Source organism: Halorubrum marinum, from assembly GCF_048381195.1.
Classification (GTDB): Archaea; Halobacteriota; Halobacteria; order Halobacteriales; family Haloferacaceae; genus Halorubrum.
In genome coordinates, this window is the sequence record NZ_JBLWMM010000004.1 from 1 (window position 1) to 14,101 (window position 14,101).

Sequence of the window (14,101 nt, forward strand, 5' to 3'; positions counted from 1 at the left end):
GCTCTCTGAGCGCGAACCGCGAGGTTGGGGAGGCGTGAGGTGCGGTTGCGGTGCGGTACGGGTGGGACTCAAAGGGGCAGTCACCGGCGCTACGCGCCGGTTGCAAGCGAGAGCTCCGCTCTCGCCCTGCCGCGACGACTCGCGCGGCTTGCTGTGCTCCTCGCTCAGTCGCTATCGCTCCTTCGCTGCGGTGCTTGCTGCGCCGTGCTTCGTCCTCGCGGCTGGGGCTTTGGAGGTGTTCACCGCAGAATCATCACCAGTCACTTATAAGCGCTCGATCCCGTACCAAACCACGTATCGGCCGAACCTATTCGGGCCTCGCTTCCCTACACCGAGCCGATGAAGGTGGGGCTCATCTCGGACGTCCACGCGAATCTGCCCGCGCTCGAAGCCGTTCTTGACGACATGCCCGCCGTCGACCGGATCGTCTGCGCCGGCGACGTGATCGGGTACAACCCGTGGCCCGCCGAGTGCGTCGAACGCGTGCGCGAGGTCGCGACCATGACCGTCCGCGGCAACCACGACCGCACCGTCGAGACACCGGAGCGCTACCGCGCCAACCGGATGGCCGAGGCGGGGCTCGAACACGCGAAGGCGACGCTGTCCGACGACCAACTCGCGTGGCTCCGCGGGCTCCCGCGGACCACCGAGTTCGCTGGCGGGCGGTACCTGCTCGTCCACTCACACCCCGCGGCCGAGCGCGAGGACGCGTACGTCCACCCGGAGGAGTTCTCGAACTTGGACCGACACATGGGCGAGTACGACGGAATCGTCCTCGGACACACCCACGTCCAAGGAAAACGGGAGGTCGCGGGCGGAATCGTCGTCAACCCGGGGAGCGTCGGGCAGCCGCGCGACGGCGATCCGGACGCGGGATACGGCGTGCTGGACACCCAGACCGGCGAGGTCGAACTCCACCGAATCGCGTACGATATCGACCGGGTCAGCGAGGCCGTCGCCGACGCCGGACTTCCCGAACGTACCGCCGCGCGGCTTTATAAAGGCGAGTGAAGAGAGACGAGCGAGTGACACGCGAGCGGCGGGAGTCGGCGACCCGCTACGGCCACAGTCCGACGAGGAGCAGGACGTTCCTGACCGCCGCGCCGAGTGAGAGGAGCCCGACCCCGGCGCACATCACCGTCGCGACGAGCCGCCGCGTGCCGCCCGCGACGGCGACGGGGATTCCGATGACGACCATCCCGGCCGCCTTGGTGAGCAGCATCCCGGGAACGAGACCGTAGCGACCGATCAGCGCGCTCCCGACCGGCGACCCCTCGACGTACTCGCTCCCGGCGATCGCGGCGTACGTGGAGCAGACGTCGGCGGTAATACCGGCCGCCAGGAGGACGACGGCCGCGGCGAGTCGGGTTGGCACTGCCACAGCGCACGCGACGGACCGGCATAAGTCTCCGGGGACCGGCCGAACAAAGAGGCGGTGGCGACGGTGACGTGGCTGGCCGCCAAGCGCGCACAGCACGAATCCATTTAAACCGACGCACGCCGTAACACGCACAATGAGTGCGACTGACGACGAGTACGAGATCGCGGTGGTCGGCGGCGGTCCGGCGGGGCTCACGACCGCGCTGTACGGGGCGCGACTGGGCCACGAGACGGTGCTGATCGACCGCGGCGGCGGCCGCGCGGCGATGATGGCCGACACCCACAACGTGATCGGTGTCACGGAGGAGACCTCCGGCAACGAGTTCCTCGCCACCGGCCTCGAACAGGTACAGTCGTACGGCGGCACGTTCGAGCGCGGCTTCGTCACCGACGTCGAACGCACCGACGCCGACCGGTTCCGCCTGACGACGAACGACGCCGAGATCCTCGCGGACCGCGTCGTGCTCGCCACGGGCTTCTCCGATAAGCGCCCGGACCCGCCGCTGCCGCGGACCGGCCGCGGACTCCACTACTGTCTCCACTGTGACGCGTACATGTTCGTCGACGAGTCGGTGTACGTGATGGGTCACGGCGAGGCGGCCGCCCACGTCGCGATGATCATGTTGAACGTCACCGACGAGGTCGACGTCTTGACTCGCGGCGCGGAGCCGACGTGGAGCGACGAGACCGCGGCGCAGTTGGAAGCACACCCGGTCGATATCATCCACGAGGAGGTGACCGGCGTGGAGAACGACCCCGACTCCGGCTGGCTAGAGGCGCTGGAGTTCGGGGACGGAACCCGGCGCGAGTACCGCGGCGGCTTCCCGATGTACGGCTCCGACTACAACACCGCGCTCGCGGAGGGACTCGGCTGCGACCTGACGGAGGGCGGCGAGATCGACGTGGACGACCACGGTCGCACCAGCGAGGACGGCGTGTTCGCCGTCGGCGACATCACGCCCGGGCACAATCAGGTGCCGGTCGCGATGGGACAGGGCGCGAAGGCCGGTCTCGCGATTCACAAGGAGATCCGCGAGTTCCCGCGTTCAAAAGAGGATATCGCCCGCGACGGCCCCGTCGAGCCCGACGAGGTCCCGGCGATTTCGCCCGAGCTCATGGCGACCGCGATCGCTCACGAGGGGCACGCGGGGGGGCCGCGCAAAGAGGTAGACGCCGCGGTCGAGGCCGATCGGTCGGCGGCCGACGACGATTGAACGGCGGCGGACCCGAAACCCGACGATCGAATGCTGACGGAGGGGCGACATCCTCCGATCCGACGGTCGATCCCGCGGCGGTTCGAGCCCGTTGAGAGCGTGCGCTTCCGACGGAACGAAAGCGAAATCATCCTGCGAACTCGCATCGCCGTTACGAGCGGCATAACAATCCCCGCTTCGGTCCCCCGTCTGATCGATGGGGAACCGCCGTAGTACCGTCGAGTTCGCACGTCCGACGTTGAGCACCCGCGGACGATGAGGGATCGACTCCGAGAACTGATCAATGGGCTGATACCGACCGGGTCCGTGGTCCAGCGGACCGTTAAAAGCGGAATTTGGGTCTCAGCAACGAAGGCGGCTGTCCGGTTGTCGCAGGTGCTGATGCTCGTCGTTCTCGCCCGCCTGCTGGCCCCGCGAGATTTCGGACTGATGGGAATTGCCTTGCTGACCCTCTCTGCAACGCGTCGATTCACCGATATCGGTATCAACGCGGCGCTCATCCAGGACTCGGACACGGACGTCGACCGGTATCTCAACACAACCTGGTCCCTCGAAATCGCCCGTGGATTTCTACTTTTCGGGGGGTTGTTCGTCGCCGCGCCGTACATCGCTGGCTTCTTCGACGAGCCGCAGGCGACGAGTCTCATTCGTGTCCTCGGACTGATCCCGCTGTTGTACGGAGTCCGCAACCCCGGTGTCGTGTACTTCGAAAAGGACCTTTCCTTCCACAAGGATTTTATCTTCAAATCGGGCGGAAGCCTGGCACAGTTCGTCGTCGGGGTCGGCTACGCGGTGTACTCGCCGACGGTCTGGGCGCTCGTGTTCGCGACGGTGAGCAAAACGCTGGTAAAGCTCGTGCTGTCTTACGTCCTCCACGGGTACCGGCCGTGGCCCGCCTTCGAGCTTGACGTGGCACGAAAGCTGATCGATTACGGAAAGTGGATCACCGGTGCTTCGATTGTCAGCTTTATATACAGCGAGGGTGACGACGCCTTCGTCGGGTGGTTCCTCTCCGCCACAGCGCTCGGGTTTTACCAGTACGCGTACCGCCTCGCGGATCTGCCCGCCTCCGAGGTGTCCGGAGTCATCTCCAAGATCACGTTTCCCGCGTACTCACGGCTGCAAAACGATATCGATGATCTCCGCGCCGCGCTGCTGCAAACGACGAGGCTGACGGCGTTCATGGCGTTCCCGCTGTCGTTCGGGATCGCGTTGGTCGCTCCGAGTTTCGTACCGGCCGTCCTCGGACCGGAGTGGAACCCGATGATTGTCGCGATGCAGATTCTCGCGATGTACGGACTGTTTCACGCGATCACGCGAAACTTCGGTGCGGTTTGGAAGGCGTTGGGTCGCCCCGACTACATCGTCAAAACCGGCTTACTTCGTATCGTCTGTATCGCAGTCCTCATTTGGCCAGCTACCGCGAGATGGGGGATAGAGGGAACGGCCCTCGTCGTCGTCGGAGTGTACGTCTTCCCGATGTTGCCGATCGACGTCTACCTCGCCGCACAGTTGGTCGAAGCTCGTCCCGCTCAGATATATTCGGAGTACGCGTACCCGTTCATCGCCGCGTCCGTGATGTTTGTGACGCTCCGATACGTCGCCTTCGCTACCGACCTCTCGTCGCTCGGCGAGTTCGTACTGCTCGTTCCGGCAGGAGCAGTCATCTACTTGGCCGTCGCGTTCCTCCTCGAACGTCGCTTCGACTGGGGGATACAGCACAATCTGCGAACGATACGAGACGGAATGAAGAGCTGATGGCAGTTCCGGATCCGGAAATCCGATCAGCTGTCTCAGAACTGATGCCGGAGTCGGTGATAGAGACGAACCCCGACCCGCGCCGGGTGCAGGACCGGGCTCTCTTTCACCTGTTCGAGATCCGTTTTGGCCTGGTTCCGTAAGGCGGGAACGCGTCCGGGCTGAAGCATTTCGTTCGATTCGTTACAGAATACGGGCTTTCCGGTCTGAGAGCGGATCTCGTCCGCCTGTTCGGCGTCGCTTTCGATGAACAGCGCCGCACCGGTGGCGTCGTACACGTCGGATTTGAACTGAGCGTGATTGCCGCGTTCTCGACGAGTCTCCATGTCCGGTACGTCCATCATCACCAGTTCGTCGTATTCGATCCCGTGCTCGTCTAACCACGCTTCAGTTTCGGGACGGTACTTCTCAAGTCTGGCAGTAACGAGCCACCCGATCCGTTGGTTCGGAACGACCTCGGGAGCTACGGTCGACAGAAACTCTCGGTAATTCTCGCCGTCGTCGTTTTCCGCGGGCGTTGGGTCCCGACAGAGAACGCCGTCGATATCCACGCAGGCGTTTTCCAACGCCGGATGATGGAACAGGTTCCACTCGAAAACGCGAGGCGACGGAACGACCTCCGCCCAGTGATCGACGTGCTCGTCGGCCCACGGTGCGATGTATACGGCTCCGTACTCCACGTCGAACGGAAACTCGTAGGACTCGAGTTCCGACTTCGTCTCGATCATCTGAGTTCCCGAGAGGACGGAGTCGTCGACGACGAGGGCCGATTCGAACTCATTGAACGGCCGGACGGTGCCGTACCGATTTCCCGTCATCAACACCCGTTCGTTCTTGAGCCCATCGACGCTCATCATGGGAACGTCCAGTCGAAGGCTCAGCAGGTTCGCGGCGAGGAGGCCGCTCCGCGGAATGCCGACAACGAGATCGATCGTTCCAGACAGTTCCCGTGCGAGTTGATGAACGCTGGCTTTGAGGTCCGTGATGCTCCTGTATTCCATACGCAAAAATACCATATCATTCTCTAATAAAATGACCCGGCTAACGGCTCAAACCGGTCGGCTCTCGATGAGCAGCCCGAAGAGAAATGACAGAGAGCGTATTTACTACGAATCCGCCGGTACAGTGCCTGAAACAGGTTAACCGACATCGAGAACACCTGTTAGAAGCCGTTTAATACGCCTCGACTGAGCGGTCTCCCTCGGTGGCTCCACGAAATTACGTGCTACGGTATAAACGGGACACATCCGGATTTGAGCGCTTCTGTCGTTTGTGTTCGTTCCAGGTATGTGCGTAGTGGCTCGATCGGAGAAGCGTATGCCCCGGCCGGGACCCCCGCGAGCGAAGCGAGCGGGGGGTCGGCTGGGCACGAACGAAGTGAGTGCCCCGGCCGGGATTTGAACCACGGTCGCTCGCTACGCTCGCTCTCTGATTCAAATCCGTCGGCGATTTCTCTCACTTCGTTCGAGAAATGCGCCGGCCGGGATTTGAACCCGGGCCATGAGCTTGGAAGGCTCAGGTCCTACCACTAGACCACCGGCGCGCATCTACACGTAGGCCGAACTGTTTTGATAAACGTTCCGTGTTGGGTCGCGACACCGCCGCCGCTCGCTCACTCGGAGCTGACTACCGCGTAGCAGTTGCCGCTCGAAACGTCGACGTCGACCGGTTCAAGGCGGCTCGCGGCGAGGTCCGCGTCGAACTCGTCAGGCGAGTAGATGTGATAATACCGCGGGACCGTCTCGCCGCCCGGAAGGGTCCAGTCGACCGTCGTGTCGAACCCCTCTACGCGGTCGAAGCGGTCGTGAGCGGTGCTCCAGACGCTCACCAACGCGACGCCGTCGGGTGCGAGCGCCCGCGCGAGTTCGTTCAGGCTTCGGACCCGCGCCGCCCGCGGCGAGAGGTGATGGAGCGTCGCGACGTACACGGCGAGTCCGACACAGTCATCGGCGATCGGGAGCGCGCCGGCGTCCCCGTGAACGAAGTCGGCGGCGTCGGCGAATCCCCGCTCGCGCGCTCGCACTGCGGCCTCCCGAAGTAGCTCGCGGCTCACGTCGACGCCGACGACCGTCTCCGCCCGCTCGGAGAGCAGCTCTGTGTGTCGACCGTTGCCGCAGCCGAGGTCGAGCGCGCGGTCCGCCGATCTCCCGTCCAGGAACGACGCCACTTCAGGCCACGCGTACTCACGCGTCTTCGAGAAGTGGGCGGCGATGCGGTCGTACGTCGACCGGAGATCGGTCGGTGTCGACGCGTCGGGGCCCTCGTCGTTCATGCTCGACCCTCGGCGTTCATGTTCGACCCTCGGCGTTCATGTTCGACCCTCGGCGTTCATGTTCGACCCTCGAAGTCCATACTCGGCTCTCGGCACGTACAGATATAGCTCCGGTGACCGCGGTCGGCGCGGATCCCGCGGCAGTGAGGCTCGATATCGGGAGACTGCACCGGCGACCCGCCTAGACGAGCCCGATAGCGACGAACGTGACGAGCGTCAGCCCGAGGAGGATCACGACGTGTTTCACGCCGTCTCGCACGGAGCCCTCTCCGAGCTGTCCGGCGACGAGCCCGGAACAGATCGCTTGGACGGACGCCGCGTGGAAGAACAGCTGCTCGTAGGCGAACGCGTTGATATCGCCGATCCCGTCCGTGATTCCGCCGGGACCGCTCGCCACCCCGTCGTCCGTCGCTCCCGAGAGACCGCCGCCGGTTCCGGAGACAGCCGCCTCCTCGATGGCGGGGATGAAGGAGACGGACAGCGAGGCGATGATCCCGAGGAAGACGAGAAAGGAGATGTAGATCACGATGAGGTACGTCAGCATGACCTGTCTGCGCTCGCGGCGGAGCGCCCACGTCGCTCGCGCCTCGTCCGCGGCGATCCGGAGGACGGGACCGATGTCGCCGCTCGCGCGCATCGCGTTCGTGATGAGCGCGACGGCCCGCGACGCCATCGGCGACCGGATCCGACGCTCCAGCCGATACAGGGCGGTGGCGACGTCGGCTCCCCAGTCGATGTCTCGCCGGGTGCGTTCGAGATCCGCCGTCAGCCCCTCCAGGTTCGAGTCGGCGACCCGTCGCACGCTCCCGACGACCGAAGTGCCCGCCTCGTTGACGCTCGCCAGCCGGTCGAGGAAGTCGGGCACCGCGGACTCGACGCGTCGCATGCGGCGCTTCTGTACCTCGTACACGAGCGAGTAGCTCGCGAGCACGAGCGCGGTCGCGACGACGACGGGCGTGTCGATCTGCGCCGCCACCTCGACCGGCGACCCGCGCGCGATCGGGAACGCGAAGACGAGGAGTCCGATCAGCGCGAGCGGGACCGTAACGAAAAACACCGTCCGGGGCGCCGCGAGGACGCTCTCCACCGGCGACGTGAGCCACTCGCGGGCGCGGCGGACGCGCAGGTACGCGTCGAGGCGCTCGCGGCTCACCGCCCATCGGTCGGCGTCCCCCGCTCGTCCGGACGGATCGCTCGTGTCGCCTGCGAGTCCACCGTCGGGCCGGACGCCCGCGGCGACCGCGTTCGCCGAGGCGGTCCGGCCGTCGGCGTCGCTTCCCTCGTCAGCGCCGTTTTCGGCGTCGGCATCGTCTCCCGCGCCGGTGTCATCTTCGAATCGGGTCGCGGTCTCCGTTCCGCCGACGCCCTGCGTCACGCTGTCGACGTAGACGACGAAGCCGAACGTCGCCAGCGGCACCCCGAGGTACACGACGACTCGCAACAGCGGTAGCGTGTCGTCCAAGACGAGGCCGATCACGACGAGAATCGTGATGAAAAACAGCGGTCCGGCGACGAGCGCCGTGACGTACGCCTCCGCGAACGTCGAGAGGAGTTCGAGGTACTGCTGCTGTTTCGACTCCGCCTCCTCTTGGTAGAGTTCGTACTGATCGCTGAGAAACGTCGATATCGACTGGCCGGTGCCGAGCACCGACGCGAGGTTCTCCGCGAAGTCGGCCAGGTCCTCGCTGGGCGTCCGGCGCGCGGTGCGCTGGAGCGCGGTCAGCGCGTCGGTGCCGAACGCGTTCATGTCCCGAACCGCGACCGACAGCTCCGTGGCCGCCTCGCCGTACACGTCCTCGTTCTCCGCGAGGGTGTCCATCACGCGCGGGAACGCCATCCCCGACCGCGAGAGCGCGTACATGAACGCGACGGTCCGCGGGAGCGTGGCGTCGATTTCGGCGGCTCGGGCGTGTGCGCGCTGGTTCAACACCTCCCATCGGCCGTAGTAGGTGCCGACGGCGAGCGCGGACCCGAGCGTCGCCGATGCGACGGTCAACAGGAGAAACAGCTCGAACAGACCGAGCTCGGCGAGCCGGGCGACGCCCGCGAGGAATCCCACGGAGGCCGGGAGCGACTCGCGGATCGCGGCCTCGCCGATATCGAGCGCCGACAGCAGCGCCCCCGCGGCGTACACCCCTATGACGCTTCCGGCGACGCCGAGCACGCCGGCGTACAGGATCGTCCGCGAGGCGTACTCGCGGTGCGTGCCGCCCACGTGGGCGGCGTGCATCCGGTCGCGCTGGCGCTGGCGACGACTCCCGTCCCTGCCGACGTAGTCGCCGAACAGCGTCAGCGCGAGCCGGGCGACGAGCAGGTCCGCGCGCCGAGAGGCGAGCGGGAGCACGAGCGCCACACAGAGGCCGAGCGCGGTAAACAGCGGGACGTACGCGAGCATCACCGGGCTCCGACGTCCTCGTACGCGCCGGGCGCATCTGTCCGGCCGTCTGCGTCGTGTTCGCCCGTTCGGCCGTCGGTACCGGACGCGCCCGACTGATCGTCTGCCTCGCTCACGTCTGCCGTCTCGTCCCGGTCTTCGAGCCGGTCCATCACCCGATCAGGGTCGGCGTAGTACTCGTTGACGAGCGCCGTGAAGGTCCGGTAGTCGGTGATGTCGAGGTGCCGAAGGAGTTCGAGGAACCGCTCGCGGCGTCGGAACTCGGTGAGAAGTTGCGATCTGGACCAGCCGCGTTCGTCGGCGATCTCCGCCAATAGCGAGGAGTCGTTCCGGCGGAACTCGTCCGTCTCCGGCCGCCACTCGAACGCCGACGAGTAGTCGAGCTCGCCGGTTCGCTGGTCGATCCCGCCGATCTCGCCGATCGTCTTCGCGCGACGCACGCGCTGGTCTCCCGAGCGGGTGAGGGTCTGGATCGAGAGCATATCGAGCGACTGGACCATCGCGCGCGGCACGTTGATCGGCTCGTTCTCCAGCCGGTTTATCACCGTCTCGATCGAGTCGGCGTGCATCGTCGAGAACGTGGTGTGGCCGGTGTTCATCGCCTGGAAGAGAGTGATAGCCTCCTCGCCGCGGACCTCGCCCACGATGATGTACTCGGGGCGGTGGCGAAGCGCGGAGCGCAACAGGTCGTACATGTCGATGTCCGTTCCCTCGTAGCGTCGTTCGCGGGTGACGGAGGAGAGCCAGTTGTCGTGGTATAGGGAGAGCTCGCGGGTGTCCTCGATGGTGAGCACCTTCGCGCGCGGCGGGATGAACATCGACACCGCGTTCATCGAGGTGGTCTTCCCGGAGGCGGTCCCGCCCGCGAAGATGAGGCTCTTGTTGTGCTCGATACACAGCCAGAAGTACGCCATCTGCTCGATCGAGAACGTGCCGTACTCGACGAGGTCGACGGGCGTGAACGGCTCCTCGGCGTACTGTCGGATGGTGAACGCGGACCCGCGGGGCGTCACCTCCTCGCCGAGCGCGAGCTCCGCGCGGGAGCCGTCCGGCAGCGTCGTCTCCACGATGGGATCGCCGACGGAGACGTGTCGGCCGGACTGCTGGGCGAGTCGGATCACGTAGTTGTCGAGCGCCGCCTTCGCGAACGAGACGTTCGTCTCGATGTCCGTGTACTCCTCGTGATACGCGAAGATCGGGAGGTCGTAGCCGTCACAGGAGATGTCCTCGATGCGGCGGTCGTTGAGCAAGGGGTCGATCCTGCCGTAGCCGCAGAAATCGCGGTAGAGGTAGTACAAGAGGGCGTAGAAGGTGTCCATTCCGGCATCGACGCCGTACGCTTCGAGGAGTCCTTCGAGCTCCGAGCGCAGCGTCTCCTCGTCGGTCCGACCGGTCCCTCCGCGGTAGAGGAGGGGATCGCGGATGTCGTCGACGACGCGGTCGAGGAGCTCGCGCTCGAACGCGTCCAGATCGGGCTCGACCGCGTAGTACCGGTGTTTGCTCTCGGCGTCGTCGTAGGCGATCACCACGTACGCGTATGGGGCGTTCACCCAGTACCGGTCGACCTCTCGTTCGCCCGTTGGGACCGAGAACGACGCGAGCGGTCCGTCCTCGTCGGGGCGAAACGGACGCACGTCCACGTCCGACCCTTGCAGCATCTCCCACGTCCGCGAGAGCCGTCGCCGGAGGGCTTCGATGTGGTCTCCGATATCGCCGCGTGCGTCACTCGCCATCGTCGTATACGAGCCGTATGCGGCGCGGTGGTTTAAATTCCACCCGACGATTATCAGCATCGACATCGGGGATGACGAGCGACACAGCGCCGGGGTGTTGTCCCGACGCCCGTCACTCGCCCGACCCGGCGGGCCGTCGCTCCGAGTGCCCGGTATTCACTCCGAACGCCCGTTACGTTGATAGGCGCCCGTCGCAAACGATGTGGTAGGCAATGCGGCGTGACTACTTCGATCTGACCGTCGAGGGTGTCGGCGAGGGCGCCGACAGCCGAGGGCCCCCCTTGGTCCGTATCGACTTCCACGGACCGGAGGGGTTACTGCACGATCGCCTCTCCGGGAGCGACGGCGACCTCCTCGACGCGAGCGAGGTCGACGTGGCGTTCCGGTTGCGAGAGCCGCTCGCAAGCGCGGACGAACCGGAGGGCGTAGTAGCCGTGACGAACCGATACACCGGCGATTTCATCCTCGAACTCAACGAGACGGCCACCGACGTGCTCCCGTTTATCCACGCCGCACGCGACGTCGCCGGTGACGAGGACGCTCACTACCGCGTCGAGATCGACGTCAAGGGGGATCGACTCGTCGCGTACGAGAAGCACACGTTCCTCGTGTACGACCACGAGGGGAACCTCCTCCGCAACGAGAGCCTGATTCCGTCCGGCGTCGAGCTCTGAGGGCGTCGAGCTCTGCGGGACGTCAGGCGTCCATCGATACGCAGTTTGTAGCGCGTTTCAGGTCCGTACAAGGGATTCACGGGGAGATCCGGGTAGCGGAGACACAGACCGTCCCTTCAGAGACAGGGACGTAGCATAAGCCTCTTCCTCGCTTTTTTCCACCGAGTAGCAGTCAGATCACTCCCTCATGACTCCGCCTGACTCTCCCCGAGAAGAAGATGAAGATCTGCGTACGGCTGTCGCGTCGGACGCGTACACTTCGAAGATTCCCAGTGACGCTGATAGATCACCCACCGTCTGTGTCGTGGAAGCCGTTTCGGAGGCTATCGACACCGATTTGACCGAGTTGCAGCCCCTCTACGACGCGATCGATCCAGATGCCCTCGATCAGCTCATCGGACCGCCACACCGGTTTACGGGGGGCCGTATACGGTTCAGATACGAGGGATGTACCGTCACCGTTGACGCAGATGGGTGGATTGCTGTTTCGTCAGGACTGAACGACGGGGCGTGACGGGGGTGACAGTTCGGCCGGTCTCCGAATCGCGGTCATTTCCCTCTCGTCGGGTGAGACTTGGTGGAGTGTTCGAACATGAACGTGAGAATCTTGCGCTCGGCCGCGAAGATGTGTTCTGAAAAGGTAGCGGAGGTGATCCCGAACTCGTTAGCAACGTCTTGTCCCGTGCAGTCGCGCGGCCACTCGTAATACCCCATCTCGAATGCGGTCTGCAGGATATTCCGCTGTCTCTCAGTCAGACTGTCGAGAATTGGCTGCTGGACTGTAGAGGGAGTCACCATCGGCGTGTGCGTCTCTCTCGTTCGTTTAGCGACAAGTTCGAAATCGGGATACTCCTCAAGGAATCGTTCCGTAACTGCTGGCGGATCGTACCGCAACGGAATCTCGGCGACGATGCGTCCCCGGCCATCGACACCTTCGACGGTTTTGGGGAGCGATCCGAGTTCAGCGAGCCGATACGCGGGACAATCCCCCGAGACGATAAATTCGAATAGACCGCCGTCGTCGTATTCGCTGAGGAGTCTGGTTTCGACGGTCTCGTATGAGTCTGCGTGGCGCATAACTCGAGCGGGAGGCGCACCTAACACGTTGAAAAACTCCGCGTACTGTGCCTCCTGACGTGGGACGATATTCGCGAGTTCGACCCGGCAACGCTCTTGTCCGGACACGCCAACGAACGGATACACTTCGTTCTGCACCGTGAGTTCGACCTCGACCACTGAATCGGCCCGGTCGTCTCTCTGATCTGTTATACTGCTCATTGCAAACGATACCCAAGCAGCGTGTTAAGTCCTTTTGGAAATGATAAATCATCTTGTAGTTTCTGGGTGTCGCTACTCCGTCCGTACAGGAACAACAGCGGGCGATAGCGGGAGCGAGCGTTGCAGACCGGCGACGGTATCATCGTTACGCAACTGCGAGCGGGTGCGGCAGCTATTTATCAGAGACGAGGCGGTGGCGCGCCCCGGTAAGCGACCTCGAGGCCGCTCACCGACGGTGCGAGGGAGTCGCGGCCGCTTATCAACGACCGCGACGAGGCTGGGGCTTTGGGGGCTTTCAGCGCAGGGTCGTCGATCACAGAGGACCAGCCGACAGCAACGCCCGAATCCGATCGATAAACAACCACCGAACCGACAACCACCGAACCGATCTACTTCACCCACTCCCGCTCTCGACCACCGGACGATCGGCAACGAACGGTCGAATCAGTTGCGACGCGTCTGAGGAGTGGGATTTCACCGAATCCACGGCGCTATAGGCTCACGTTGTCGGTGACGAGCCGAACGTCGTCGCCCGGATGGAGGCCGAACCCGCCGTCGCCGCGTCCGTCGTTGACGTCGCACTCGACGTAGCCGTGGCTCCCGACGGTCACCAGCTTCTCGCCCGGACCGACCGCGCCGAACGTCTCGGCGACGGGGGTGAGTTCGCCGTTGACTCGGATCCAGTCGCGGTCCCGAAGCAACGCTCCCGGCACGTTCGTGATCACGTTGCCGAAGCGGTCGATGACGAGCACTTCGCCGTCGACGGCCACCGGGTCCCCCTCGTCGTCGCGCTCGACGCTCGGGTCGGGTAAGACGAGGTCGACGGGGTCGGCCGCCGGGGAGAGGTCGTCCATCGCCGCGAGCGCGTCGGCCACCGTATCGGGAGTCCGCGCGGCCGGATCGTCGTCAAGCGTCGCGTGGATCCGGGCCGCAGTCGGCGCGAACACGTCGCGGCCGTGGAACGTCGCGCTCGCGGGATTCTCGACCTCGACGACGAACGACTCGACGTCGGGGTCGGCGGCGTTCTGATCGTCGTCCGCAGACGAGGCGAGCGCTCGGGCCGGCGGCATCGCGAGCCCGTTATCGGGCGCGACGATGACGTGTGTACCGGCGCGGACGACGAGCGCGTCGCGGTCGGTCCCGACCCCGGGGTCGATGACGGCGCAGTGGACCGCGGGCGGGAACTCGGGGAGGACGAACCGGAGCCAGAAGGCCGCCGCACGCGGATCGCCACGCGGGAGATCGTGGGCGACATCGATCAGTTCGGCGTCCGTGTGTCGGCGGATGACCCCCTTCATCGCGGCGGGGTACGGCGAGCCGAAGTCCGAGGTGAGCGTGAGCATACGCGTACTGCAAGACGGCAGGCGGTTAAAAGGCGGTGGGGTACGGGCGAGGGC

12 protein-coding genes and 1 tRNA gene are annotated in these 14,101 nt (G+C 64.9%); 5 read left to right on the forward strand and 8 right to left on the reverse strand.

Going from position 1 to position 14,101, the window contains the following annotated elements:
- Positions 1 to 339: 339 nt before the first annotated feature.
- Positions 340 to 1,011: a metallophosphoesterase family protein gene (locus ACNSN4_RS06545; protein WP_418284991.1), complete on the forward strand. Its 672-nt coding sequence runs from the start codon at positions 340 to 342 to the stop codon at positions 1,009 to 1,011.
- A gap of 46 nt (positions 1,012 to 1,057) precedes the next feature.
- Here the strand turns inward: ACNSN4_RS06545 and ACNSN4_RS06550 are convergent, their stop codons facing one another.
- On the reverse strand, positions 1,058 to 1,375 hold the full coding sequence (locus ACNSN4_RS06550) for a hypothetical protein (protein ID WP_418284992.1): 318 nt from the start codon (positions 1,373 to 1,375) through the stop codon (positions 1,058 to 1,060).
- A gap of 139 nt (positions 1,376 to 1,514) precedes the next feature.
- Between ACNSN4_RS06550 and ACNSN4_RS06555 the strand changes: the two genes are divergently transcribed.
- Both ACNSN4_RS06555 and ACNSN4_RS06560 read left to right on the forward strand, forming a co-directional pair.
- Entirely contained in the window at positions 1,515 to 2,594 is a 1,080-nt protein-coding gene (locus tag ACNSN4_RS06555) for an NAD(P)/FAD-dependent oxidoreductase (protein ID WP_418284993.1), read from the forward strand.
- Positions 2,595 to 2,849: 255 nt separating this feature from the next.
- On the forward strand, positions 2,850 to 4,352 hold the full coding sequence (locus ACNSN4_RS06560) for a lipopolysaccharide biosynthesis protein (protein ID WP_418284994.1): 1,503 nt from the start codon (positions 2,850 to 2,852) through the stop codon (positions 4,350 to 4,352).
- Positions 4,353 to 4,387: 35 nt separating this feature from the next.
- Here the strand turns inward: ACNSN4_RS06560 and ACNSN4_RS06565 are convergent, their stop codons facing one another.
- The 5 genes from ACNSN4_RS06565 to ACNSN4_RS06585 all read right to left on the reverse strand — a co-directional run bounded on the left by ACNSN4_RS06565 (position 4,388) and on the right by ACNSN4_RS06585 (position 10,752).
- Positions 4,388 to 5,353 (reverse strand): phosphoribosyltransferase family protein, encoded by a 966-nt coding sequence (locus ACNSN4_RS06565; protein WP_418284995.1) that lies wholly within the window; start codon positions 5,351 to 5,353, stop codon positions 4,388 to 4,390.
- Between the two features lie 471 nt (positions 5,354 to 5,824).
- A tRNA-Gly gene (locus ACNSN4_RS06570) sits at positions 5,825 to 5,895 on the reverse strand.
- Positions 5,896 to 5,964: 69 nt separating this feature from the next.
- Positions 5,965 to 6,624 (reverse strand): class I SAM-dependent methyltransferase, encoded by a 660-nt coding sequence (locus ACNSN4_RS06575; protein ID WP_418284996.1) that lies wholly within the window; start codon positions 6,622 to 6,624, stop codon positions 5,965 to 5,967.
- A gap of 181 nt (positions 6,625 to 6,805) precedes the next feature.
- Positions 6,806 to 9,019, reverse strand: a complete 2,214-nt coding sequence (locus tag ACNSN4_RS06580; RefSeq protein ID WP_418284997.1) for a type II secretion system F family protein — start codon at positions 9,017 to 9,019, stop codon at positions 6,806 to 6,808.
- Positions 9,019 to 10,752 (reverse strand): type II/IV secretion system ATPase subunit, encoded by a 1,734-nt coding sequence (locus tag ACNSN4_RS06585; RefSeq protein ID WP_418284998.1) that lies wholly within the window; start codon positions 10,750 to 10,752, stop codon positions 9,019 to 9,021. The genes ACNSN4_RS06580 and ACNSN4_RS06585 overlap by 1 nt, the downstream gene beginning before the upstream one ends.
- A 212-nt stretch (positions 10,753 to 10,964) precedes the next feature.
- Between ACNSN4_RS06585 and ACNSN4_RS06590 the strand changes: the two genes are divergently transcribed.
- Positions 10,965 to 11,426 carry a DUF5793 family protein gene (locus ACNSN4_RS06590; protein ID WP_418284999.1) on the forward strand — a complete coding sequence of 154 codons (462 nt, stop codon included), beginning with the start codon at positions 10,965 to 10,967 and terminating at the stop codon, positions 11,424 to 11,426.
- Positions 11,427 to 11,613: 187 nt separating this feature from the next.
- Positions 11,614 to 11,940 (forward strand): DdfA family disk-determining factor, encoded by a 327-nt coding sequence (gene ddfA, locus ACNSN4_RS06595; RefSeq protein ID WP_418285000.1) that lies wholly within the window; start codon positions 11,614 to 11,616, stop codon positions 11,938 to 11,940.
- Positions 11,941 to 11,975: 35 nt separating this feature from the next.
- Here the strand turns inward: ddfA and ACNSN4_RS06600 are convergent, their stop codons facing one another.
- Together ACNSN4_RS06600 and ACNSN4_RS06605 are read right to left on the reverse strand one after the other, a co-directional pair.
- Entirely contained in the window at positions 11,976 to 12,704 is a 729-nt protein-coding gene (locus tag ACNSN4_RS06600; RefSeq protein ID WP_418285001.1) for a helix-turn-helix domain-containing protein, read from the reverse strand.
- A gap of 491 nt (positions 12,705 to 13,195) precedes the next feature.
- Complete coding sequence (locus ACNSN4_RS06605) at positions 13,196 to 14,047, reverse strand: SAM hydrolase/SAM-dependent halogenase family protein (protein ID WP_418285002.1); 852 nt, start codon at positions 14,045 to 14,047, stop codon at positions 13,196 to 13,198.
- Between the last annotated feature and the right edge of the window lie 54 nt (positions 14,048 to 14,101).